25 protein-coding genes are annotated in these 22,014 nt (G+C 71.5%); 14 read left to right on the top strand and 11 right to left on the bottom strand.

What is annotated here, in order from left to right; translation table 11 throughout:
- Positions 1–59: 59 nt before the first annotated feature.
- The 5 genes from QRN49_RS00380 to QRN49_RS00360 are packed head-to-tail and all read left to right on the top strand — an operon-like array spanning position 60 to position 4,614.
- Positions 60–1,034, top strand: a complete 975-nt coding sequence (locus tag QRN49_RS00380; RefSeq protein ID WP_111032368.1) for a carbohydrate ABC transporter permease — start codon at positions 60–62, stop codon at positions 1,032–1,034.
- Positions 1,027–1,917, top strand: a complete 891-nt coding sequence (locus QRN49_RS00375) for a carbohydrate ABC transporter permease (RefSeq protein ID WP_111092779.1) — start codon at positions 1,027–1,029, stop codon at positions 1,915–1,917. Before QRN49_RS00380 ends, QRN49_RS00375 begins: the two co-directional genes overlap by 8 nt.
- A gap of 50 nt (positions 1,918–1,967) precedes the next feature.
- Positions 1,968–3,293 carry an alpha-L-fucosidase gene (locus QRN49_RS00370; protein ID WP_111030695.1) on the top strand — a complete coding sequence of 442 codons (1,326 nt, stop codon included), beginning with the start codon at positions 1,968–1,970 and terminating at the stop codon, positions 3,291–3,293.
- Positions 3,293–3,655 carry an L-rhamnose mutarotase gene (locus QRN49_RS00365; protein ID WP_284753242.1) on the top strand — a complete coding sequence of 121 codons (363 nt, stop codon included), beginning with the start codon at positions 3,293–3,295 and terminating at the stop codon, positions 3,653–3,655. The genes QRN49_RS00370 and QRN49_RS00365 overlap by 1 nt, the downstream gene beginning before the upstream one ends.
- Positions 3,652–4,614, top strand: coding sequence for an aldo/keto reductase (locus tag QRN49_RS00360; protein ID WP_284753240.1), 963 nt, complete (start codon positions 3,652–3,654; stop codon positions 4,612–4,614). The genes QRN49_RS00365 and QRN49_RS00360 overlap by 4 nt, the downstream gene beginning before the upstream one ends.
- Positions 4,615–4,705: 91 nt before the next feature.
- On the opposite strand, the gene QRN49_RS00355 is transcribed toward QRN49_RS00360, so the two are convergent.
- The 6 genes from QRN49_RS00355 to QRN49_RS00330 form a co-directional block, all read right to left on the bottom strand.
- Positions 4,706–4,981: a GlsB/YeaQ/YmgE family stress response membrane protein gene (locus QRN49_RS00355; RefSeq protein ID WP_284753238.1), complete on the bottom strand. Its 276-nt coding sequence runs from the start codon at positions 4,979–4,981 to the stop codon at positions 4,706–4,708.
- 96 nt (positions 4,982–5,077) lie between these two features.
- Positions 5,078–5,755: a FadR/GntR family transcriptional regulator gene (locus QRN49_RS00350; RefSeq protein ID WP_110862381.1), complete on the bottom strand. Its 678-nt coding sequence runs from the start codon at positions 5,753–5,755 to the stop codon at positions 5,078–5,080.
- A 100-nt stretch (positions 5,756–5,855) separates the two neighbouring features.
- On the bottom strand, positions 5,856–6,641 hold the full coding sequence (locus QRN49_RS00345) for an SDR family NAD(P)-dependent oxidoreductase (protein ID WP_284753234.1): 786 nt from the start codon (positions 6,639–6,641) through the stop codon (positions 5,856–5,858).
- Complete coding sequence (locus tag QRN49_RS00340) at positions 6,641–7,489, bottom strand: fumarylacetoacetate hydrolase family protein (protein WP_111054059.1); 849 nt, start codon at positions 7,487–7,489, stop codon at positions 6,641–6,643. Before QRN49_RS00340 ends, QRN49_RS00345 begins: the two co-directional genes overlap by 1 nt.
- A gap of 42 nt (positions 7,490–7,531) precedes the next feature.
- Positions 7,532–8,536 carry an amidohydrolase family protein gene (locus tag QRN49_RS00335; RefSeq protein WP_284753231.1) on the bottom strand — a complete coding sequence of 335 codons (1,005 nt, stop codon included), beginning with the start codon at positions 8,534–8,536 and terminating at the stop codon, positions 7,532–7,534.
- 135 nt (positions 8,537–8,671) lie between these two features.
- Entirely contained in the window at positions 8,672–8,941 is a 270-nt protein-coding gene (locus QRN49_RS00330) for a glutaredoxin family protein (protein ID WP_017888006.1), read from the bottom strand.
- Positions 8,942–9,022: 81 nt separating this feature from the next.
- On the opposite strand from QRN49_RS00330, the gene QRN49_RS00325 reads away from it, so the two are divergent.
- The 7 genes from QRN49_RS00325 to QRN49_RS00295 all read left to right on the top strand — a co-directional run bounded on the left by QRN49_RS00325 (position 9,023) and on the right by QRN49_RS00295 (position 16,172).
- Complete coding sequence (locus QRN49_RS00325) at positions 9,023–10,759, top strand: adenosylhomocysteinase (RefSeq protein ID WP_284753227.1); 1,737 nt, start codon at positions 9,023–9,025, stop codon at positions 10,757–10,759.
- The gene (locus QRN49_RS00320) at positions 10,756–12,141 is read left to right on the top strand and encodes an amidohydrolase family protein (RefSeq protein ID WP_284753225.1); all 1,386 of its coding nucleotides are present in this window, start codon (positions 10,756–10,758) and stop codon (positions 12,139–12,141) included. The genes QRN49_RS00325 and QRN49_RS00320 overlap by 4 nt, the downstream gene beginning before the upstream one ends.
- Positions 12,138–12,635 (top strand): cupin domain-containing protein, encoded by a 498-nt coding sequence (locus QRN49_RS00315; RefSeq protein WP_253183664.1) that lies wholly within the window; start codon positions 12,138–12,140, stop codon positions 12,633–12,635. Before QRN49_RS00320 ends, QRN49_RS00315 begins: the two co-directional genes overlap by 4 nt.
- Positions 12,636–12,660: 25 nt before the next feature.
- Complete coding sequence (locus tag QRN49_RS00310; RefSeq protein ID WP_284753219.1) at positions 12,661–13,392, top strand: DUF3800 domain-containing protein; 732 nt, start codon at positions 12,661–12,663, stop codon at positions 13,390–13,392.
- Positions 13,393–13,694: 302 nt separating this feature from the next.
- The gene (locus QRN49_RS00305; protein WP_110865420.1) at positions 13,695–14,516 is read left to right on the top strand and encodes an ABC transporter substrate-binding protein; all 822 of its coding nucleotides are present in this window, start codon (positions 13,695–13,697) and stop codon (positions 14,514–14,516) included.
- 4 nt (positions 14,517–14,520) lie between these two features.
- A complete protein-coding gene (locus QRN49_RS00300) occupies positions 14,521–15,399 on the top strand; it encodes an amino acid ABC transporter permease (protein ID WP_110862374.1) in 879 nt (292 codons plus the stop codon).
- Complete coding sequence (locus QRN49_RS00295) at positions 15,396–16,172, top strand: amino acid ABC transporter ATP-binding protein (protein ID WP_284753215.1); 777 nt, start codon at positions 15,396–15,398, stop codon at positions 16,170–16,172. Before QRN49_RS00300 ends, QRN49_RS00295 begins: the two co-directional genes overlap by 4 nt.
- On the opposite strand, the gene QRN49_RS00290 is transcribed toward QRN49_RS00295, so the two are convergent.
- Positions 16,169–17,134 (bottom strand): NAD(P)H-quinone oxidoreductase, encoded by a 966-nt coding sequence (locus tag QRN49_RS00290; protein WP_284753213.1) that lies wholly within the window; start codon positions 17,132–17,134, stop codon positions 16,169–16,171. The genes QRN49_RS00295 and QRN49_RS00290 overlap by 4 nt on opposite strands.
- A 148-nt stretch (positions 17,135–17,282) precedes the next feature.
- On the opposite strand from QRN49_RS00290, the gene QRN49_RS00285 reads away from it, so the two are divergent.
- Together QRN49_RS00285 and QRN49_RS00280 are read left to right on the top strand one after the other, a co-directional pair.
- Positions 17,283–17,690 carry a hypothetical protein gene (locus QRN49_RS00285; RefSeq protein WP_071404030.1) on the top strand — a complete coding sequence of 136 codons (408 nt, stop codon included), beginning with the start codon at positions 17,283–17,285 and terminating at the stop codon, positions 17,688–17,690.
- On the top strand, positions 17,690–18,178 hold the full coding sequence (locus QRN49_RS00280; protein ID WP_111089059.1) for a hypothetical protein: 489 nt from the start codon (positions 17,690–17,692) through the stop codon (positions 18,176–18,178). Before QRN49_RS00285 ends, QRN49_RS00280 begins: the two co-directional genes overlap by 1 nt.
- Positions 18,179–18,271: 93 nt before the next feature.
- Here the strand turns inward: QRN49_RS00280 and QRN49_RS00275 are convergent, their stop codons facing one another.
- From QRN49_RS00275 to QRN49_RS00260, 4 genes are all read right to left on the bottom strand, one after another.
- On the bottom strand, positions 18,272–19,150 hold the full coding sequence (locus QRN49_RS00275; protein ID WP_194624078.1) for an aldo/keto reductase: 879 nt from the start codon (positions 19,148–19,150) through the stop codon (positions 18,272–18,274).
- Between the two features lie 67 nt (positions 19,151–19,217).
- The gene (locus QRN49_RS00270) at positions 19,218–20,465 is read right to left on the bottom strand and encodes an FAD-dependent oxidoreductase (RefSeq protein WP_284753205.1); all 1,248 of its coding nucleotides are present in this window, start codon (positions 20,463–20,465) and stop codon (positions 19,218–19,220) included.
- A gap of 142 nt (positions 20,466–20,607) precedes the next feature.
- A complete protein-coding gene (locus tag QRN49_RS00265; RefSeq protein WP_284753204.1) occupies positions 20,608–21,075 on the bottom strand; it encodes a DUF6264 family protein in 468 nt (155 codons plus the stop codon).
- Between the two features lie 10 nt (positions 21,076–21,085).
- Positions 21,086–21,958, bottom strand: a complete 873-nt coding sequence (locus QRN49_RS00260; RefSeq protein WP_017887994.1) for an HpcH/HpaI aldolase/citrate lyase family protein — start codon at positions 21,956–21,958, stop codon at positions 21,086–21,088.
- Between the last annotated feature and the right edge of the window lie 56 nt (positions 21,959–22,014).

The following is a 22,014-nucleotide window of genomic DNA, read 5'->3' as shown; positions in this document are numbered from 1 at the left end:
GCCTCCCGGCCTGTCCCATCCCCTGACCAGGACCGCGCGAACGACGAGGAGGTCGTCGCATGACCACCATCCAGGACCCACCCGCCGAGGCGGCGCTGCCCGCCCCCGCGGTCGCGGTCGCGACCGGCGCGGCCCCGCGCCGGAAGGACAGCGGCGCCGACGCCGAGCTCGGCCGCCGCTCCTGGTGGGGCGCCGCCTTCGCCGCTCCGCACTCGATCGGCCTCGTCGTGTTCACGGCGTTCCCGATCCTCGCGTCGCTCGTCGTGAGCTTCATGAACTGGCCGATGCTCGGAGAACGCTCGTGGGCCGGCCTGTCGAACTACGCGCAGCTGTTCTCCGACCCGATCTTCCGCACCGTGACGCTGAACACCGTGCTGTTCGTCGTGCTCTACGTGCCGCTCAACCTGGTCGTGTCCCTCGGGCTCGCGGCCTGGCTCACGCCGAAGATCCGCCACCGCCACGTCTTCCGCGTGCTGTTCTTCATCCCGACCATCACGCCGATCGTCGCGAACGTCGTCGTCTGGCGGATGCTGTACCAGCCGGGTGGTGCCATCGACGCGACGCTGCAGTCGACCGTCGGCGTGAACGCCCCGAACTTCCTGGCCGACGACAACTGGGCCATGCTCGCCGTCGTCGCGATGAGCGTCTGGCAGGGGTTCGGCTACAACATGCTGATCTTCTCGGCGGCGCTCGACTCGGTGCCGGAGAACCAGATCGAGGCTGCGCAGCTCGACGGGGCGAACGCCTGGCAGATGTTCTGGCGGATCAAGTTCCCGCTCATCTCGCCGTCGATCTTCTTCGCGACGATGATGACCCTGATCACCTCGTTCCAGGTGTTCGTGCAGCCGTTCGTCCTGACGAAGGGCGGCCCCGGCACCGCGACCGAGACCCTGGTGCAGTACATCTACAACACGGGGTTCCAGACCCAGCAGCTCGGACTCGCATCGGCCGGGGCGTGGGTGCTGTTCGTCATCATCCTCGGGATCACGGCCATCCAGTTCCTCGGACAGAAGCGGTGGGTGCACTATGAGTGAGCTGACCTCGTCCAACCGGACGATCAACCCGCGGGCACTGCCCCGCACGCACCGGCAGACCGGCCGGGTGCGCCACGCGGTGGGCTACGTGCTGCTCTGCCTGGTGGCCCTGCTGTTCGTCTCGCCGCTCATCTACATGGTGGCGACGAGCCTGAAGCCGTCGGCCGACGTGTTCACGACCCCGCCGACGCTCTGGGGCTCGTCCATCGAGTGGGGCAACTACGCACAGGCGTTCACGTACCTGCCGTTCGCCCGGTTCATCCTGAACGGCGTCTTCGTCGCCGCGGCCGGCACGGCGATCAACGTCGCCGTCGCGGTGCTGTCCGGCTACGCGTTCTCGCGACTGCGGTGGCGCGGCCGGAACACGGTGTTCGTCCTGTTCCTGGCGACGCTGATGATCCCGCAGGACGTCCTCGTCATCCCGATGTACGTGATGATGCAGGGCTTCGGGTGGGTCGACACGTTCCAGGCGCTCATCATCCCGTGGGCGTTCACGGCACTCGGCGCGTTCCTGGTGCGGCAGTTCTTCCTCACCGTGCCGCAGGAGCTCGATGACGCCGCCCGGGTGGACGGTGCCGGAGCGATCCGGACGTTCTTCTCGGTGATGCTCCCGCTGGCCCGACCGACGATGGCGGTCCTCGCCGTCTTCTCGTTCATCGCGTACTGGAACTCGTTCCTCTGGCCGCTCGTCATCGTCAACGACGTCGAGGCCCGTGGCACCATCCCGCTCGGCCTGCAGCAGTTCTTCGGGCAGCAGGGCTCCGAGTGGAACCTCGTGATGGCGGCGTCGGTGATCTCGATGCTGCCCACGGTGGTCCTGCTGATCCTGCTCCAGAAGCACCTCGTCAAGGGGATCGTCACCAGCGGTCTCGGCGGCCGGTGACACCGCCGACCGTCCCCCTCTCGTCCTCCACTGAAAGGAACACTGGCCTCATGACCATCACCGCACCTGCCGAGCCGCAGACCGCGACCGACTCCGCGGGGTTCCCCGCGTGGTTCTCCCACGACCGGTTCGGCATGTTCATCCACTGGGGGCTGTACGCCCTGCCGGCACGGCACGAGTGGGTGAAGAACCGCGAACGGATCACCGACGAGGACTACCAGAAGTACTTCGACCACTTCGATCCGGACCTGTTCGACGCCGCGGACTGGGCACGTCGGGCACGGCAGGCGGGGATGAAGTACGTCGTCCTCACCACGAAGCACCACGAGGGCTTCTGCCTGTGGGACACCGCCCTGACCGACTACAAGTCCACGAACACCCCGTTCGGCCGTGACATCGTGCGCGAGTTCGTCGACGCCGTCCGTGCCGAGGGGCTGCGGGTCGGCTTCTACCACTCGCTCATCGACTGGCACCACCCGGACTTCACCGTCGACGGCGTGCACCCCCGGCGCGACGACTCGCCGGAGGAGATCGAGGCGTTCAACGAGGGCCGCGACATGTCGCGCTACCGCGAGTACCTCCACGGTCAGGTCGAGGAGCTGCTCACCGACTACGGGCAGATCGACTACCTGTTCTACGACTTCTCGTACCGGGACAACGACCACGAGGACATCTGGGGCGGCAAGGGCCGGGACGAGTGGGGGTCCGAGGAGCTCATGGCGCTGACGAAGCGGCTGCAGCCCGGCATCATCGTGAACGACCGGCTCGACATCCCCGGTGACCTGGTCACCCCCGAGCAGTACCAGCCCGACAAGCCGATGGAGGTCGACGGCGTCCCGGTGCCGTGGGAGGCCTGCCAGACGCTGAACGGCTCGTGGGGCTACGACCGCGACAACCTGAACCTGAAGCCGGTCGACCTGCTCGTCCGCATGCTCGTCGACGGCGTCTCGAACAACGGGAACATGCTGCTCAACATCGGCCCGACCGGTCGCGGTGAGTTCGACGGGGTCTCGCGGCAGACGCTCGACGGCATCGGGACGTGGATGCACCAGCACGCTCGCTCGGTGTACGGGGCGGGGCCGTCGCGGTTCGTCGCCCCGCGGAACACCGTCTACACGCAGAACGGCAACCGCCTGTACCTGCACCTGTTCGCGTGGCCGTTCGAGCACGTGCACCTGCCCGACCTCGCCGGCCGGGTGGCGTACGCGCAGCTGCTCAACGACGCATCGGAGATCCACTTCCGCGAGATCCCGCCGGGCACCCGGGCGCAGAACACCGGGCTCGGCGGTCAGCCCGCCGGCACGCTCACCCTGACGCTGCCGATCGTGCGGCCCGACGTCGCCGTGCCCGTCGTCGAGCTGTTCCTGCGCGACTGATGCAGCGGATCCTGACGCGGACGCGACTGCGGGCCGGGAACGAGGCGGCGTACGACACCGTGCACACCTCGGTCCCGCCCGCGCTCGCGGCGCGACTGCGCGAGGCCGGCGTGCACGACTGGACGATCTGGCGGGACGGGCTCGACCTGGTCCACCTGATCGAGGTCGAGGACCACCGGGCGATGCGCCGGGCGCTCGCCGAGGACCCGGTCAACGCCGAGTGGCAGGAGACGATCAACCCGCTGCTCGAGGCGGACGACGACTACTCGGGCGACGACGACGGGGTCCCGCGGGTCTGGTCGCTGGCGGACCAGGTGCACCACGCGGACCAGGTGCACCACGCGGACCAGGTGGACCCGTGACGGCCCTCGACCTGGACCTGGACCGCGGTCCGTTCTGGTTCGGCGGGGCCGGCATCGGCAACCTGCTCCGTCCGGTGTCCGACGACGACGCCCGCGCCACGGTCGACGCCGCGTGGGACGCCGGGGTGCGCGGGTTCGACACCGCCCCGCACTACGGCCTGGGCCTGTCCGAACGGCGGCTCGGGGCGGCGCTCGCCGGGCGCCCCCGGCAGGACTTCCTCGTGTCGACGAAGGTCGGGCGGGTGCTCGTGCCCGGGCGCGGTGACGGCGACGACCTGGCGTCCGGGGGCTTCGCGGTGCCGGACGACACCGTGCGGCAGTGGGACCCGTCGCCGTCGGGCGTGCGGCGCTCGCTCGACGAGTCGCTCGGCCGCCTCGGGCTCGACCACGTCGACGTCGCCTACCTGCACGACCCGGACGTGTACTCACTCACCGACGGTCTGACCCAGGCGCTGCCGACGCTCGCCGAGCTCCGCGACGAGGGCGTCGTGCGGGCGGTCGGCGTCGGGTCGAACTCCGTCGAGGCGCTGTCGGCGGCCGTCGACACCGGGCTCTGCGACGTCGTCATGCTCGCCGGGCGGTACACCCTGCTCGAGCAACCGGCGGCGGCGCTCGTCGACCGGTGCGCGTCCCTGGGCGTCGCGGTCGTGGCGGTCGGGGTCTACAACTCGGGGTTGCTCGGGCAGGAGCGCCCTTCGGCGGGGGCGACCTACGACTACGCCGAGGCCTCCGCGCAGCTGCTCGCGCGGGCGAATTCCATCGCCGACGTCTGCGAGCGCCACGGGGTCACGCTGCCCGAAGCCGCGCTGGCGTTCCCGCGTCGGGCCCCGGCGGTCGCGGCGATCGCGCTCGGGGTGCAGTCCGCCGACCAGGTGCGCTCGAACGTCGCTCGGGCTGCGGCCGACGTGCCCGAGGCGCTCTGGGACGACCTGCGTGCAGCGGGCCTGCTCGCGATGTGACGCCACGTACGACGAAAGTCACCCCGAACCACGTCGTTGCGTGGTTCGGGGTGACTTCGGTGGTGCGCCGGTCGGACCGGCAGCGTGGTGCCTAGCGGCGCGAACCGCGGCCGGCGACGCGCGTGTAGATGAACAGCACGATGATGGAGCCGATGATCGAGCCGATGATGCCGGCGGGCTGGAAGAAGCCGTCGTTCCCGTCGTGGTTGAAGATCAGGTAGCCGAGGAACCCGCCGACGAACGAGCCGACGATGCCCAGGACGATCGTCATGAGGATGCCGATGTTCTGCTTGCCGGGGATGATGAGCCGGGCGAGAGCGCCGGCGATGAGTCCGATGATGATCAAGCTGATGATGAGACCGAGCACGGTGTCCTCCTCGTGGGTGCGGTTGCCGCGGCATGGTTGCCGGAGTCAGGGCCGAGGACCGACACAACTCCGAGGTTCCTGGGAGGATTGTCGGGTTCAGTCGAGGGAGCGCCGCAACCAGCGCTCGACACCTTCGACGTGGGACACGACGAGGGCCTGCACGAGCTGCGGATCCCGGCGGCGGATGGCGTCGACGATGGCCGCGTGCTCGTCGAGGGTCCGCTGCACCGAGCCGTTCTGCGTCAGTCCGCGCCACACCCGCACCCGTACCGTCTTGCTCGACAGGGCGTCGAGCAGCCCGGACAGGTACTGGTTGCCGCCGATGCCCGCGATGGTCGAGTGGAACAGCAGGTCGTGGGCGACGAGGTCCTCGACGCCGGTGTCCTCGCCGACGGACTGCATCAGGGTCGCGAGTTCGTCGATCTGCTGCTCCGTGGCACGGGCCGTCGCCAGGACGGCGGACGCCGGTTCCAGGATGCGGCGCACCTCGAGCAGGTCGACGAGCGACCGGTCGTGGTGCATGTCGACGACGAACGACACCGCCTCGAGCAGGACGCCCGGTTCGAGCGACGTCACGTAGGTGCCGTCGCCCCGTCGGACGTCGAGCACGCGGATCAGCTCGAGCGCCTTCACGGCTTCGCGGAGACTGTTGCGGGACAGCCCGAGCGACTCGCTCAGTTCCTTCTCGGGCGGGAGGCGCTGGCCGGGTTGGAGCTCGCCGCTCACGATCATCTGCTGGATGCGTGCGATCGCATCGTCGGTCAACGACGCCACGTCACCACCTCCTGTGGACCCGGCCGCGTGCGCGACGGGACGTCCCGACGATACCCGGGACGGGCCTCCAGGCCGGTGCGGCGGAGCCGCGGGACGACCATCAGGCCGGCCGCAGCCGGAGTGCCTGCATCCCGCCGTCGACCGCCAGCTCGGCGCCCGTCGTCGACCGGGCGAGCGGGCTCGTCAGGTAGGCGACCGCCTCGGCGACCTCCGCTGCCTGCACCAGGCGTCCGTGCGGCTGACGTGCCTCGAGCGCGGCGCGTTCGGCGGCCGGGTCGTCCGCGGACGACAGGAGTCGCGCGATCCACGGGGTGTCGGCGGTGCCGGGGTTGACGGCGTTGACGCGGATGCCCTCGCGGACGTGGTCGGCGGCCATCGCGCGGGTGAGTGCGGAGATCGCCCCCTTCGTGGCGGAGTAGAGCGCCCGCTGGGGCAGTCCGGCCGTGGCCGCGACGGAGCACGTGTTGACGATGCTCGCGCTGTCCGACGCTCGGAGGTGGGGGAGCGCGGCGCGGGACAGGCGCACGGCGCCGAGCACGTTGACCTCGTACACGCGGCGCCACTCGTCGTCGGAGTTGTCCTCGACCGTTCCCTGGGCGCCGATGCCGGCGTTGTTGACGAGCACGTCGAGACCGCCGAGCTGGTCGACGGCCGACGCGACGGCGGCACGGACGGACTCGTCGGACGACACGTCGCAGGTGACGGAGACGAGTCCCTCGGCGGCGGACGGTTGCAGGTCGAGCACGGCGACCGCTGCGCCCCGCTCGTGCAGGGCGGCCGCGATGGCCGCGCCGATGCCGGAGGCACCACCGGTGACGATCGCGCTGAGACCCGCGTGGGTGCCGGGCGTCCCCGTCGTGCCGGTCTGGGCGGTCGTGTCGTCCATCAGGCTGCTCCCACTGTCTGGCGCTGCGAGCCGAGCCCGTCGGCGGTGAGTTCGACCACGTCGCCGGGCTGCAGGTACGGCGCGTGCCCAGCCAGGGCGACCCCGGCCGGGGTGCCGGTGCTGATGACGTCGCCCGGGTACAGCACCATGAACTGCGACAGGTACCGGACGATCTCGACGGGTCGGAAGATCATGTCGGCGGTGGTGCCGTCCTGCCGCACCTCGCCGTTGACGGTGAGCCGGAGTGCGAGCGCCGCCGGGTCGACCTGGTCGGGGGTGACCAGCCACGGGCCGAGCGGGTTGAACGTCTCGCAGGACTTCCCCTTGTCCCACTGCCCGCCGCGCTCGAGCTGGAAGGCCCGTTCGGAGACGTCGTTCGCGATGGCGTAGCCGGCGATGCAGGCGCTCGCGGCCTCGTCGGAGTCGCAGTAGCGGGCGGTCTGCCCGATGACGACGGCGAGTTCGATCTCCCAGTCGGTCTTCTCGCTACCGCGTGGGATCAGGACCTCGTCGTCCGGGCCGATCACCGTCATCGGGTCCTTCATGAACACGATCGGCTCGGTCGGGATCTCGGCGCCGGTCTCGGCGGCGTGGTCGCGGTAGTTCAGGCCGATGCAGACGACCTTGCCGGGGCGGGCCACCGGTGCACCGCGGCGGAGACCCTCGGCGTCGGGCAGCGCTCGGAGGTCCCCGGCGCTGCGCGCGTGCCGGACGCGGGCGACCGGGTCGGACGCCAGGAAGGCCCCGCCGATGTCGGTCGTGATCGGGCGGAGGTCGAGGACCTCGCCGTCGGTGTCGACCGCGACGGGGATCTCGCCGCCCGCGGGGCCGAGTCGTGCGAACTGCATCGTTCCTCGCTCTCCGGCTGCACCGGCGCAACCAGAGACATCCTATGTCTGCTCCGAGTTGCCGACAAGGTCGTCGGTGCTGAGGGTCCTCCCATGCAGGTACGTGCGCTCCGCCGTCCCGCTCAGCACCGACTGCCGTTCGTCCGCGGTCAGGTCGGCCAGCGCGTCGGTGGTCCGCCGCACCACGTCGTCGTAGGTCGTGGCGAGCGTCGAGACGGGCCAGTCCGACCCGAACAGCGACCGATCCGGGCCGAACCGCTCGACCACGGCGCGCACGTACCGGTCGACGGGCTGCCGTCGCCACTCCGGTCCGGCCTCGGTGAACAGTCCGGACACCTTGCAGGCCACGTTCGGCCGCGCGGCGAAGTCGTCGATCCGGGCCGCCCACCCGGGGTCCCCGCCCGCGATGTCGGGTTTGCCGGCGTGGTCGAGGACGAACGATCCCTCGGGCACGGCGTCGAGCAGCGCGAGGGCAGCGCGGTGCTCACGCGCTCGGACGAGCACGTCGAACACCAGACCGGCGGCGGCCACCGCACGGACCCCGCGGACGACCTCGGGGCGGGCGAGCCAGTCCGGGTCCGGTTCGTCGTGCGCCTGGTGGCGGATGCCGACCAGGAGGGTGCTGGCCGGCCAATTGCCCACCAGCTGGCTGCCGGCCGGCCGATTGCCCGCCAGCCGGCTGCTGGCCGGCCGATTGCCCACCAGCCGGCTGCTGGCCGGCCGATTGCCCGCCAGCCGGCTGCTGGCCGCCCGGTCTCCGCCGGACCCCGCGATCAGTGCGGCGATCCGGTCGACGACGTCCGGGGCGGTCAGGTCCACCCAGCCGACGACCCCGGCGACCGGCTCGGGCTGCTCGAGGAGCCAGGCGGTCTCGCCGGGGTCGTGCACGGCCTGCACGACGATCGTCCGGGTGACGTCGGTGCTCCGGGCGGCGGCGCGGAGGTCGTCCACGTCGAACCGGCGGCGGATCGGAGCGACCGAGTCGTCCATCCAGGGGTACGGCCGGTCGGCGGGATCCCAGAGGTGGTGGTGAGCGTCGATGATCACGCGCTCATGATGCCCGATTCATCCGATGTCCGCCCGGGGGGCGGTGCGGCGATCTCTCGCGCTCAGCGACACCTCACGCGCCACAGTGCCCGTGAGGTGTCGCTGGGTGCGTGGAGTCGCTGCGGCCAGTGGCGATCAGACGACGCCGGAGGCCTCGAGCTCGGCCCGCAGCTCGGCGTCCGACGGCTCGACGAAGTGCTTGCCGTTGGGCAACACCACGACCGGGATGTTCTTCCGGCCGCTGATCGCCTCGGCACGGTCGGCCGCGGACAGGTCCTGCTCCACGTCGACGTACTCGTAGTCCACGCCGAGGGTGTCGAGCAGCGCCTTGGACCGACGGCAGTCGCGGCACCAGTCGGCACCGAACATGGTCACGCGGTCGGGGGCAGTCGTCGCATCGCTCATGTGCAGAGAGTACGTCGGAGCGCCCCCGGGCATTCCCGCAGCGCCGCCGAACCTGCGCCCCGCTCGCCCTACGATTGGCACATGCCGCCAGCACCCGACCCCGCGACGCTGGCCTGGGCCTCGGGGGCCGTGCGGCGCTTCGCCGCAGCGACCAACCTGCTCGTCGCCGCACGCCGGTTCCGCATCGTCGGCGGTGACCCCCGGGACGCCGCGACACTGCGGCACCTGCTGACCGCACTCGGCGCGCACGAGGCCGATCAGCCGGACCAGCCGGACCAGTCGGACCAGTCGCACCAACAGCGCCAGCCGTCCGACCTCGTCGACCAGCTCTGGTGCCTCGGTACGCCCGAGGAGTCGACCCCCGCCGTCGAGCAGGCCGCCGACCGCCCCCGCGGCACCACCCTGGTCGTCATCGACGCCGGCCGGTACCTGCCCGCCGTCGACGAGGACGCCTTCGGCCCTGTCACGCCCGCCCGCCCCGGCGTCCTCGCCGTCCCGATGCTCTCCGACGACGTCTTCCTGGTGTCCACCGGCCGCGACCCCGAGGACGACCCCGCAGCGGACGCCCGCCTGCGCTGGGCACGGCGTTCCATGCCGGTCGCCCGGTCGGTCGCCGCGGAACTCCGCGACGGTGGACTCCTGCGCGGCACCCGCATTGGCGTCGCGATGTTCCTCGAGCCCAAGACGGCCGTGCTGAGCCTGCTGCTCCGTGACGCCGGTGCCGAGGTCGTCGTCTACGCCCACGCCGACGAGACCGACGACGCCGTCGCCGACGCACTGCGGTCGGCCGGACTGACGGTCTTCGCGAGCAGCACGGCGACGCTCCCCGAGCAGAAGCAGCTGGCCCTCGCGATGCTCGACACCGCGCCGCACATCCTGCTCGACGACGGCTCGCACGTCATCCGGCTCGCCCACCAGGAACGCCCCGACCTGCTGCCGACGATGCTCGGCGCCGCCGAGGAGACCACGAGCGGCCTGCGACCCCTGCGTGTCCTGGCAGCGCGCGGCGAGCTCGGCATCCCGGTGATCGCGGTGAACGACGCCCGCACCAAGACGTTCTTCGACAACCGGTACGGCACCGGGCAGTCGACGGTGTTCGCGGTGTTCGACCTGGTCGACGGGCTCGCGTCCGGCACACACCGGGCGATGCCGGGAGGCGCGGCGGTCGTCGCCGGGTTCGGGCACGTCGGCGAGGGGGTCGCCCTGGTGCTCACCGCCCTCGGGTTCCGGGTGACGGTCGCCGAGACCGACCCGGTCCGCGCCCTGCAGGCGCGCTTCGCCGGGTACGCCGTGGCCCCGCTCGTCGAGGCGGTGCGTGACGCCGACCTCGTGATGAGCGCCACCGGGGTGCCGGACACGATCGACCTCGAGGTGCTCCGTGCCTGCGCGGACGGTGCAGTCCTCGCCGTCGCCGGTGGGGTCGACCAGGAGATCGCCGTCGACGACGCGCTCGCCGCCGGGGCCCGACGCCAGGACGTGGGGCCGAAGGCCGAGCGGTTCGTGTTCCCCGGGTCCGACGGTGGGCCGATCGTGCTCGACGACGGTGGCTGCATCAACATCACCGCGGCCGAGGGCAACCCGGTCGAGATCATGGACCTGTCGTTCGCCGTGCAGCTCGGCGCCGTCCGGATGCTCCTGGAACGCGGCGACGAACTGGAGCGTGCCGTCGTGCCGATCGAGCCCGCGGTCGACGACGTGACCGCCCGCGCGGCGCTCGCCGCCTTCGGGAGCCGACCCGTGCCTCCCTGCCTCCCCGCTGAGCACCCGGCGGACCGCGAGCCGGACGTCCGGACGCACCGTTTCGGAGACCCGGCGTGAGCGCCCGACAGCACCCGGTCACGGTGCACTCGGCGCGCGTCGTCGTCCCGATGACGGCGCCACCGATCGCGGACGGCGCGGTCGCCGTGCAGGACGGTCGGATCCTGCACGTCGGCGACCGGTCATGGGTCATCGACCAGCTCACCGGTTCCGGCGCGACCTTCACCGAGCGGCAGTGGCGTGGCGCGCTCCTGCCCGGACTCGTGAACGCGCACTCGCACCTCCAGTACACCGGCATGGCCAGTGTCGGCCAACGGCAGTACAGCGGGTTCGAGGACTGGGCCGCAGCGTTCAACGTCGACTACGCCGAACCGCACGACTGGCGGGCCGAAGCCGCGGACGGTGCACGGGCGTCGATCCTGGCCGGCGTCACGAGCATCGCGGACATCGTCACCGACATCGAGGCCTCGACCGCCCTGCAGGACGCCGGGCTCGGCGGCATCGCGTACTGGGAGGTGATGGACTGGGAGAACGACGCCTGGCAGTCGCACGGACGCGACCAGGTGCTCGACGAACTCGACCGGATCCCCACGACGCCCGGAGCCGGCCTGTCCCCGCACGCGCCGTACTCGCTCGAGGTCGCCCCGCTGCTCGAGCTCCCCGACATCGTGCGGCAGCGCGGTCTGCGACTGCACCTGCACCTCGGTGAAGCGGCATTCGAGGGGGAGCGCACCGCCCTCGGTCCGGTCCCCGGACTCGACGGGGTCGACGGCGTCGGCCACGGGAACGACTGGCACCTGGCGAACGTGCCGTCGTTCCGGGCGCTGCGAGCCCTGGGCTTCGGTGCGAGCGCGACCGCGTTCGTCGACCGGCTCGGGGTGCTCGGCCCGGACTGCCACATCGCCCACGGCGTCTACATGACCGCGGCCGACCGGGCGCTCCTGCGTGCTCGGGGCACCGCGGTGGCGCTGTGCCCCCGCTCCAACGCCGTCATCGGCCTCGACCCGCCGCCCGTCGCCGACTACCTGCGCGAGGGCAGCCCGATCGCGATCGGCACCGACTCCCTGTCGTCGTCGCCGTCCCTCGACCTGATGGCCGACGTCACCGCGCTGCACCGCATCGCCCGTGCCCAGGGCTACGGGCACCGTGACCTGCACGAGCGGCTGCTCGCGGCGGCGACCCTCGGTGGTGCGCACGCGATGGGACTCGCTGTCGGGCCGGACCGCATCGGGCACCTCGCCGTCGGGGCGCGCGCCGACCTGGCGGTCTTCGACGTCGACGCCCGCACCGTGCCGGACGCGCTCGCCGAACTCGTCGAGGACGGTGCCGGGCGGGCTGCCGCCACCGTGATCCGTGGGGTCGTCCGCGCCGCGGCGGGCGTCGTCACCGAACCGGCTTCCCCGCACATGGACATCCCCACACCGCACCAGGAGGAACGATGACCGAGTCCGCACCCCACCCCGGAATGGCCGCACGCCGAACCGTCACCGGTGAGCTGATCGAGTGGCTCGACGTGCCGAAGCGCGCGATCGCCCTCGGCATGGAACCGCACCCCGAGGGCGGCTGGTACGTCCGCACCTGGACCTCGCCGGCGACGGTCACCACCCCCGCGGGGGACCGTCCCGCCGCCACCCTGATCCACTTCCTGCTGCCCCCGGGCGAGGCCTCCGCCTGGCACCGGGTCACGAGCGACGAGATCTGGATGTGGCACGGGCCGGACACCGTCGACCTGCAGCTCGGGGGCGACGGCGACGTGCCCGAGCCCGGCGCGACGATCACGCTCGGCCCGGACGCCGGCCGCGACCGGGTGAACGACGCGCAGGCGTTCGTGCGCGGCGGGGTGTGGCAGCGGACGATCCCGGGCGACGGCGAGGTGCTGCTGAGCTGCCTGGTGTCGCCGGGCTTCTCGTTCGACGACTTCACGATGGCCGACTGACGTACCACATTGGTATGTTGGCTGGATGGAGTCCGGTCGCGTCCCTGCCCTCGCTCGCGCGGCGCTCGACGCGCCGTTCGAGTTCGCATACGTGGACGAGACCGGAGACAAGGGTGACCCGGCTGCGTCTCCGGGCGCGACTCGTACCTACACACTGGGGTGCGTGCTCGTCCCGGGCGGTGACTGGACCGATCGGCTCGACTGGCTGACGGGGGTCCGTCGTGAGATACGTGACACCTACGGCATCCTCCTGCGCCATGAGCTCAAGGCGAACGTGCTGCTGCGTGGGCGAGGAGACCTGCGTGACCTCGGGCTCGGAGACGGCCAGCGGCGTGACGTGTTCCGGAGGTCGCTCGGTGCGCTGACCGTCGTGGCATCGGGGGTCTTCGCGGTGGTGATCGACAAGGAAGCCCGGCCGATGGACTACCGGCCCGAGGACCGAGCGTGGACCTACCTGCTCCAGCGTCTGCGGATCCGGTCCGAGCAATCCGGCAAGCCGATAATCCTGGTGCACGACGCGGGCGACGACGCGACGGTCCGCGCGATCCACCGGCGCTTCCGTCGGCACAGCTTCGCGCCGGGCGGTTCTCGCGTCAGTGCGCCGCTGCTCGTCGAGGATCCGGTCCCTCGTGACTCGGGGTCGTCGTACTTCGTCCAGGCGGCCGACCTGATCGCGTACGCAGGGTTCCGGCGGTTCCAGGCGCCCGGCACGAAGACCGGCAGCGTCTGCGACGAGACGATGTGGGACGAGCTGTGACCCGTCTGGCGCACCGAGGTGACGAACGCACGGCGCGACGCCGTCGTCGTCTGGCCGTGACGGCGTTCGGGGGCGTCTGGAAACAGAAAGGGGGCGCCCCGTGCTGGGACGCCCCTTGATCTCAGACCTCAGCCGAGCATGCGCCCGGTTCAGCCTGCGTCGCCAGATTACCAGCCCGGTCCCGACCCGTCGACTGGTGTGTGACACGAGACCAGGTCACCGGGGCCGCCCGGAGTCGCGTTGGTATCCCACTGCGAAGTACACTTCGACCTGCCCCCACCCCCTCGCACGAAGGCCCGACCGTGACCCGTCACCTCCGCTTCACCCTCGCCGTCGCCACCGCCGCGGTCGCCGCCCTCGCCCTGTCGGCCTGCTCCGCCGGCGGCAGCAGCAACGCCGACGGCACCGTGACCGACGGCAAGCTCACGATCGCCACCGGTGACCCCGCGTACTCGCCCTGGGTCGAGGACAACAAGCCCCAGTCCGGCAAGGGCTTCGAGTCCGCCGTGGCCTACGCGGTCGCGAAGGAGATGGGCTACGGCAAGTCCGACGTCGTCTGGAAGCGCAGCACCTTCGACAGCGCCATCGCGCCGGGCCCGAAGGACTGGGACCTCAACGTCCAGCAGTTCTCGATCGACGCGAAGCGCAAGAAGGCCGTCGACATGTCGAGCGCCTACTACACGACGACCCAGGCGGTCGTGACGACCTCCGGGTCGAAGGCCGCCGGCGACACCACGATCGCTGCGCTCAAGCAGGACGCGATCGGCGTCGCGACCGGTTCGACGAGCATCGCGAGCGTCAAGGACGTCCTCGGTGTCACGCCGCAGGTGTTCAACTCCAACGACGACGCCGTGCTCGCGCTCAAGTCCGGGCAGATCGACGCGATCGTCACCGACCTGCCGACGGCGTTCTACATGGCCTCGGCCCAGGTCGACGACGGCACCGTGTCCGCGCAGTTCCCCGACGATGGCAAGGGCGACCAGTTCGGCTTCGTCCTGCCGAAGGACTCGGAGCTGACGAGCAAGGTCGACAAGGCCCTGAAGACCCTCGACGACGACGGCACCCTGCAGGACCTGCAGACCAAGTGGCTGTCGTCGGAGACCGGCACGCCGGTCCTGAAGTAACCGGATGACCCTGCCAGCAGGGGCCGGCACCCCGGTCGCCGCACCCGCGCCGAGCCAGGTCGAGCTCGAGCGTCGGCTCTACCGCCGCCAGCGTGGCCGTCGCTCGGTCGTGGTGTCGGTCGTCTCCACCCTGGTCGTGCTCGCCGTCGTGTACTTCGGCGTCGTGAACACCCCCGGCTGGGCAGCGGTGCAGCAGTCGTTCTTCGACCCGGAGACCGCGGTCGACACGTTCCCGGACATCCTGCTGGGCCTCTGGCTGAACGTCCGGATCCTGTTCTTCAGCGCCATCGGCGTCGCCGTGTTCGGCACGCTGCTCGCGGTCGTCCGCGGCCTGCGCAACCCGGTGTTCTTCCCGCTGCGGATGCTCGCGACCGGCTACACGGACCTGTTCCGTGGCCTGCCGCTCATCATCGTGCTCTACCTGGTCGGCTACGGCATCCCCGGGCTCGGGGTGTTCCCGCGGCTCCCCGCCGAGGTCTGGGGCACGATCGCGATCACCCTGACCTACTCGTCGTACATCGCCGAGGTGCTCCGGGCCGGCATGGAGGCCGTGCACCCCTCCCAGCGCCTGGCCGCCCGGTCGCTCGGACTCTCGCACGCGAAGACCCTGCGGCTCGTGGTGCTGCCGCAGGCGATCCGCAAGGTCACCCCGGCGCTGATGAACGACTTCGTGTCGATGCAGAAGGACGTCGGTCTGGTGTCGATCCTCGGGGCCGTCGACGCGGTCCGCTCCGCCCAGATCGCGCAGGCCGAGACCTACAACTTCACGCCGTACTTCGTCGCCGGGCTGCTGTTCGTGGTGATCAGCCTGCCGCTGATCCGCGTCACGGACGCGATCGCGCGTCGCCAGCAGCGGCGCGAGCAGATCGGAGGGACCGTATGAGCGAGGCCGGCCAGGAGGCCCGTGGTGCGTCCGGTACGGACGCCGCGGTGCTCGAACTGCGCGGGTTGCGCAAGGCCTTCGGCGAGCACGAGGTCCTGCGCGGGATCGACCTGACGGTCCACCGGCACCAGGTCATCTGCGTCATCGGGGCCTCCGGCTCCGGCAAGTCGACGCTGCTCAAGACGGTCAACCTGCTCGAGGGCATCGACGACGGCGAGATCCTGCTGCAGGACACGGACATCGCCGACCCGCGCGTCGCCGTCGACGCCGTGCGGGCGCGCATCGGCGTGGTGTTCCAGCAGTTCAACCTGTTCCCGCACATGAGCGTGCTCGACAACGTCACGCTCGCCTCCCGCCAGGTGCACGGCATCGGACGGGCCCAGGCCGAGGAGACCGCGCGCCGGCTGCTCGACCGGATCGGTCTCGGCTCGTTCGCCGATGCGTACCCCGACCGCCTGTCCGGCGGACAGCAGCAGCGCGTCGCCATCGTCCGGGCGATCGCGTCGGACCCGGAACTCCTGCTGCTCGACGAGGTCACGAGTGCCCTCGACCCGCAGCTCGTCGGCGAGGTGCTCGACCTGGTCACCGAGCTGAAGCGGCAGGGTTCGACGATCCTGATGACGACGCACGAGATGCACTTCGCGCGGAACGTCGCCGACCGGATCGTGTTCCTGCACCGCGGCGAGGTCGTCGAGCAGGGATCCCCCGCCGACGTCCTCGACCACCCGCAGCACCCGGCGCTCGTCGAGTTCCTCGCCCGCGTGCACGCCTAGGGCGTCAGCAGCACCTTGCCGATCACCTCGCCGTCGCGCACGCGGCGGTGGGCCTCCTCGACCTCGGCCAGGGGCAGCACCGAGTCGATGACCGGGCGCACCCGGCCGTCGGCGACCAGCGGCCAGACGTTGTAGCGGACCGCCTCGACGATCGCGGCCTTCTCGGCGAGCGGCCGTGCACGCAGGGTCGTGCCGCTGATCGTCGCGCGCTTCCGCATCAGCACCCCGAAGTCGAGCTCGGCGGTGCGGCCGCTGCCCGAGGCGATGACCGCGATGTGCCCGTTCGGGGCGAGGGCCTGCAGGTTCCGCTCCAGGTAGGACGGACCGACGACGTCGAGCACCACGTCGACGCCGACACCGTCGGTGAACGCCATGACGCGCTCCACGAAGTCCTCGGTGCGGTGGTCGACCACCAGGTCGGCGCCGAGCTCACGGGACGCGGCGACCTTGCGGTCGCCGCCGCTCGTCGCGATCACCGTCGCACCGAGGGCCTTCGCCCACAGCACCGCGTGTGACCCCATACCGCCGGTACCGCCGTGCACCAGGAGCGTCTGCCCCGGCCGGAGCCCGGCGAGCATGCCGATGTTGGAATAGACGGTGCAGGCGGCCTCGGGCAGCCCGGCCGCCTCGACCAGGTCGACGCCCTCAGGCACCGGCAGCACCTGGGTGACCGGCGCGACGACGAGCGACGCGTACCCGCCGCCGGAGAGCAGCGCGCACACCCGGTCGCCCACCGCCACGGTCGTGACGCCCGCACCGACGGCCCGCACGGTGCCGGAGACCTCGAGCCCGAGGACCTCCGAGGCCCCGGGCGGCGGCGGGTAGTTCCCCGCGCGCTGCTGCAGGTCGGCGTTGTTGACGCCGGCCGCGGCGACCTCGATCAGGACCTCGTCCGGACCGGGTTCCGGGTCGGGCAGGTTGGTGACGGACATGGAAGCGTCGTCGAACGTGATGGCTCGCATGCCCTCGACGGTACGCGCCACCCGCCTCCGGCCGGCTGCCGGGCTCCCACAACCCGGCCGGTCTCCCTGTGGATGTTCCCTGTACGCTCGATGACGGATCTGCACCTCATCCGGGGGAGTGCGGACAGATCGAGGGGGACTCTCCACCATGCCCAAGAAGCTCATCGCGCTGGCCACCGCCGGCCTCGCACTCACGCTGCTCGCCGGTTGCTCGACCGGACCGTCCAAGGCCGAGCAGTGCACGCAGTTCGAGAAGACCGTCAAGTCGGCCGCCCAGGGCGTCCAGTCCGAGGCCGCGAACCTGCAGTCCGACCCGGACGCCGCCGTCACGAAGCTCAAGGAGCTCGACGAGAAGATCTCCGACGGCGTCGACGACCTGTCGGACGACGACCTGAAGGCCAAGGGCGACGCCTTCGAAGAGGCCTACGGCGACCTGGTCGACGACATCGAGGACATCGCCGACGACCCGCAGTCGGCCGACGTCTCGGCCCTGACGAAGTCCAGCACCAAGGTCCAGGACGCCGGCAACGCGTTCCAGAAGGAGTGCAACTCCTGATGCGCCGTACCCTCACCGCGCTCGCCACCGCCGGCCTCGCGCTCACGCTGCTCGCCGGCTGCTCGGGCGGCGACGGCGGTTCGTCCGACGGCGGCTCCTCCGGGGGCGACTCGGGCTCGTCCAGCGCACCGTCGGCCTCGAAGACCGCCGCAGCAGCACCCGCCCAGACCAAGCAGGAAGCCTGCTCGCTGCTCGAGAACGAACTCGCGTCGTTCCTCAAGGAGCAGGGTTCCAGCTCTGCCCCGGCCGAGCCGAAGGCCCGTGCGGCGCTCGTCGACGAGTTCGTCCAGCGCATCGACTCGGCGCTGACGAAGGTCTCGAACGACCAGGTGCACGACACGTTCGAGGACTTCTCCGGCGCGGCCAAGGGCTACAGCTCGGCCATCCGCTCCGGCGCGGCCGAGGACTCCACCGAGGTCACGAAGGCCCAGTCCGAGGTGCAGACCACGCTCGACCAGGTCTCGGCGGTCTGCCCCGCCAAGAGCTGAGCGGGCGCACGCCCGGCCACGCACGACGACGCCCCGCCGCTCCTGGACCAGGAGCGGCGGGGCGTCGTGCTTCCCCCGTCGGGGGAACGGGCGTCAGACGGCCGCGGGCTGCGAGGCGTCGAGGCGTGCGACATCCTCCGGCCGCAGCCGCACGGTCGGCGCCGTGATCGAGTTCAGGATGGACTGCGGCCGCGACGCACCGGGGATCGGCACGACGACGTCGCTCTTCTGCAGCTCCCACGCCAGGGCGATGACCTGCGGGGTGACCCCACGGTCGCGGGCGATGTACGCGAAGTCCTCGAACGCCGTGCCGAGGTCCGCCGCGCTCCCGATGCCACCGAGGGGGCTCCACGGCAGGAACGCGATGCCGAGCTCGTCGCACAGCTCGAGTTCCGGCTCGCTCGACCTGAACTTCGGCGAGTACTGGTTCTGCACCGACGCCAGGCGTCCGCCGAGGACCTCGTTCGCGGTGCGGATCTGGTCCGGGTCGGCGTTCGAGATGCCCGCCATCCGGATGACGCCCTCGTCGAGCAGCTCGGCGAGCGCCCCGATCGAGTCGGCGTACGGCACCGCCGGGTCGGGGCGGTGGAACTGGTACAGGCCGATCTGCTCGACGCCGAGCCGCTTCGCCGAGGCCTTCGCCGCCTCCTTCAGGTACTCCGGGTGCCCGTTCTGCGCCCAGTTGCCGGCTTCGGGACGCAGGTGTCCGCCCTTCGTCGCGATGAGCACGTCCGAGGTGTCGTCGTGGAACTCCCGGACGGCCCGCGCGATGAGCTCCTCGTTGTGCCCCACCTCGTCGTGGCCGCCCAGGTGGTAGGCGTCGGCGGTGTCGATGAGCGTGACACCGTTCTCGAGCGCTGCATGGATCGTGGCGATGGACTGACGCTCGTCCGGTCGGCCCTCGATCGACATGGGCATGCCGCCCAGACCGACGGCACTGACGGACACGTCTCCGATGACTCGTTGCTTCATCGGCCCAGCATGCGCCCGCCCCCGACGCCGACGCCCAGTTCCCGCACCGACGCGCCACGAGCCTTCGTCACCGACGAGCCCACGACGGCGCGTGTTCCGGCAGCGGGCCGAACGCGATGCCGCGGGCGTAGAGGCCCCGGACCGGCGGGACCCAGCGCGCGAGCAGCACCGGGAGCAGCGGCGGACCGTCCTGCAGGTGCCCGGCGAAGGCCCGCTCGAACACGACCCGGTGCAGCACCGCCTGCGCGGCCTGCACCAGGGCTGCGGGCGGGGTCCGGCGACGCTGGACGGCTGCGAGCGCCCGGTCGAGGCCACCACCGCGGAGCCCCCGTCGGAGCGCCGGTACCAGGATCGTCGCGGTCGCCACCGCGTCCTGCACCGCGAGGTTGATGCCGACCCCGCCGGCGGGCGACATCGCATGTGCGGCGTCCCCGATGCAGAGCAGCCCCGGGTGCCACCACCGGCGCAGGCGGTTCATCCGGACGTCGAGCACGTGCACCTCGTCCATCGAGGCGATCGCGTCGACCCGGTCCGCGAAGTCCGGTCGGAGCCGCGCCACCCGGGCCCGGAAGGCCTTCACCCCCGCGGCGCGCAGGGCCGCGTCCGAGCCCTTCGGCGCGAAGTACGCGACCTGGTGGTAGTCCGGTCGCGGGAAGCTCAGCAGCACGTCCCGGTCCGAGAACGCGGGGGTGAGGGCGCTCGCCGCGTCCCCGGGGTGCCGGGGCAACCGGAACCACCAGGTGTCGAACGGCACCCGGAACGCTCGCGGCACGAGCCCGGCGGCGCGACGCAGCACCGAGTTCCGCCCGTCGCAGGCGATCACGACGTCGGCGCGGAGTTCCTCGGGTTCGCCGGTCCCGTCCCGCGGCCGCAGGTGGACTCCGGTCACGACCCCGTTCTCCTCGATGAGCCCGGTCGCGGCGAGGCCCATCGAGATGCGGAACGACGGTTCCCGACGGGCGGCGGTCACGAGCAGGTCGAGCAGGTCCCACTGCGGCACCATCGCCACGTGGTCGTACGGCGGTGCGAGACGCGAGAAGTCACCGAGCAGCAGTCGTGACCCGTCCGGCATCGGCAGCGAGAAGTCGTCGAGGCGTGACTGCGGCAGCGCCCGGAACGGTGCACCGAGGCCGAGTTCGTCGAGCAGCCGGATGGTCGAGGCGTGCACCGTGTCGCCCCGGAAGTCCCGGTTGAAGTCGTCGTGCCGCTCGAGCACACGCACGTCGACGCCGGCACGGGCGAGCAGCAGCCCGAGGACGACCCCTGCGGGGCCGCCACCGACCACCGCGACCGTCGTCCGCGACACCGTCACCATGCCCGGGACGCTACCCCGCTCCGGACTGGAGGCGCGTGGCGGCCCCCGCCCCGCGCCTCCAGTCCGGAACGCACACGCGTTCTCCGACCCGACACGCGTCGGACGACGGTGTCCGGTCGCAAGGGCGGTGTCGGTGCGCCGGTCAGGCGCTGGCGGACACCGACGACGAGGCAGAACCGCTGTCGACGGCGTTCGCGAACACGACCCCGCCCCACACGATGACGACGATCGCGAGCACGAAGCCGATCGCGGCGATCCACCACGACGGCTTCCGTCGGATCCACGCGCCGATCGACAGCACGATCGTGGCGACCCCGATGACGAAGGCGCCACCGACCGCGATGGCCGCGCCACCGAAGTACCCGCCGGGCGTGCAGCCCGACGAGGCGTCGCACTCCGCCGTGGCCGAGGCGATCGCGACGATGCCGACGACCGCCGTGATCGCGGTCATGACGGCACCGAACACCAGGAGCAGCACCGTCGAGATCCGGTCGGCGAGCTTCGCCGGCGGGAACAACGTGGTGCCACCGCGCTCCCACGCCGCGCGCTGCGCGTCCGTGGGGCCGGAGGAGGGCTGCGGCGGAGGGCCGGGGACGTTGGACCAGGTCATGCGTGCAGTCCTACCGCGCCTCGACCCCGAACGCCTGTGCGAGCCGCTGGATCTTCTGCGCCCGACCGAGCCGCGGCAGGTCGGAACCGTCGCGGATGACCCGGCCGCGGGCCTCGAAGTCGTCCAGGAAGTCCTGCGCCCAGGCGACGTCGGTCGGGGTGGGGGAGATGACCTCGTTGATGACGGGGAGCTGCTCGGTGTCCAGGCAGAGCTTGCCGGTGAGGCCGAGCGACACGGCCACCTGCGACTGCTCGCGGAGGATCGGGTGCGACGACCCGACCGTGGGGCCGTCGATCGGGCCCGGCAGGTCGCCGACGCGCGAGGCGACGACCAGCTTCGACCGCGGGTACGCCATCGCGAGCGTGTCGGCGCTGGTCCCGGTGTCGCGGCGGTAGTCGCCGGAACCGAAGGCCAGGCGGAACGCGCCCTGCGCCTTGGCGATCGACACGGACTCCTCGATGCCCAGGGCCGACTCGACCAGGGCGATCACCGGCGTCTGGCCACCGAGCCGGTGCCAGGTGTCGGTGACCTGGGCGGGGGACTCGGTCTTGGCGAGCATGACGCCCTGCAGCCCGGGCAGGCCGCGGAGCTCCTCGACGTCGTCCGCCCAGAAGTCCGTCGTGACGTCGTTGATGCGCACCCAGGCCTCGCCACCGCCGGCCAGCCAGGCGGCGACGCCCTGCCGGGCCGAGGGCTTCGCGGCGGGATCGACGGCGTCCTCGATGTCCAGGATGATCTGGTCGGCGCGGGAGCGCTGGGACTTGTCGAACCGGTCGGTGGCAGTGCCGGACACCAGCAGCCACGACCGTGAGATCTCGGCGGGGACCGATCGACGCCGGTTCGGCGTGGGGGCGGACGGAGCGGTGCGGTCGTCGATGGCCATGCCCCGTTGGTACCACACCGGACGGGGCTGCCGTCGGATCGGGCGCGCCGCACGTC

Source organism: Curtobacterium sp. ME-Dv--P-122a, assembly GCF_030209645.1.
GTDB classification, from domain to species: domain Bacteria; phylum Actinomycetota; class Actinomycetes; order Actinomycetales; family Microbacteriaceae; genus Curtobacterium; species Curtobacterium flaccumfaciens.
Note: the sequence above shows the minus strand (reverse complement) of the source record. Positions and strands in the feature narration are given on the sequence as shown.

Bases quoted from the DNA above. Each gene is read 5' to 3' on its own strand.
- QRN49_RS00265 (WP_284753204.1), bottom strand. From the start codon at position 21,075: ATGACCTGGTCCAACGTCCCCGGCCCTCCGCCGCAGCCCTCCTCCGGC.
- QRN49_RS00370 (WP_111030695.1), top strand. From the start codon at position 1,968: ATGACCATCACCGCACCTGCCGAGCCGCAGACCGCGACCGACTCCGCG.
- QRN49_RS00300 (WP_110862374.1), top strand. From the start codon at position 14,521: ATGACCCTGCCAGCAGGGGCCGGCACCCCGGTCGCCGCACCCGCGCCG.
- QRN49_RS00315 (WP_253183664.1), top strand. From the start codon at position 12,138: ATGACCGAGTCCGCACCCCACCCCGGAATGGCCGCACGCCGAACCGTC.
- QRN49_RS00285 (WP_071404030.1), top strand. From the start codon at position 17,283: ATGCCCAAGAAGCTCATCGCGCTGGCCACCGCCGGCCTCGCACTCACG.
- QRN49_RS00330 (WP_017888006.1), bottom strand. From the start codon at position 8,941: ATGAGCGATGCGACGACTGCCCCCGACCGCGTGACCATGTTCGGTGCC.
- QRN49_RS00295 (WP_284753215.1), top strand. From the start codon at position 15,396: ATGAGCGAGGCCGGCCAGGAGGCCCGTGGTGCGTCCGGTACGGACGCC.
- QRN49_RS00380 (WP_111032368.1), top strand. From the start codon at position 60: ATGACCACCATCCAGGACCCACCCGCCGAGGCGGCGCTGCCCGCCCCC.
- QRN49_RS00280 (WP_111089059.1), top strand. From the start codon at position 17,690: ATGCGCCGTACCCTCACCGCGCTCGCCACCGCCGGCCTCGCGCTCACG.
- QRN49_RS00260 (WP_017887994.1), bottom strand. From the start codon at position 21,958: ATGGCCATCGACGACCGCACCGCTCCGTCCGCCCCCACGCCGAACCGG.
- QRN49_RS00340 (WP_111054059.1), bottom strand. From the start codon at position 7,489: ATGCAGTTCGCACGACTCGGCCCCGCGGGCGGCGAGATCCCCGTCGCG.
- QRN49_RS00325 (WP_284753227.1), top strand. From the start codon at position 9,023: ATGCCGCCAGCACCCGACCCCGCGACGCTGGCCTGGGCCTCGGGGGCC.
- QRN49_RS00275 (WP_194624078.1), bottom strand. From the start codon at position 19,150: ATGAAGCAACGAGTCATCGGAGACGTGTCCGTCAGTGCCGTCGGTCTG.
- QRN49_RS00345 (WP_284753234.1), bottom strand. From the start codon at position 6,641: ATGGACGACACGACCGCCCAGACCGGCACGACGGGGACGCCCGGCACC.
- QRN49_RS00375 (WP_111092779.1), top strand. From the start codon at position 1,027: ATGAGTGAGCTGACCTCGTCCAACCGGACGATCAACCCGCGGGCACTG.
- QRN49_RS00270 (WP_284753205.1), bottom strand. From the start codon at position 20,465: ATGGTGACGGTGTCGCGGACGACGGTCGCGGTGGTCGGTGGCGGCCCC.
- QRN49_RS00290 (WP_284753213.1), bottom strand. From the start codon at position 17,134: ATGCGAGCCATCACGTTCGACGACGCTTCCATGTCCGTCACCAACCTG.
- QRN49_RS00310 (WP_284753219.1), top strand. From the start codon at position 12,661: ATGGAGTCCGGTCGCGTCCCTGCCCTCGCTCGCGCGGCGCTCGACGCG.
- QRN49_RS00365 (WP_284753242.1), top strand. From the start codon at position 3,293: ATGCAGCGGATCCTGACGCGGACGCGACTGCGGGCCGGGAACGAGGCG.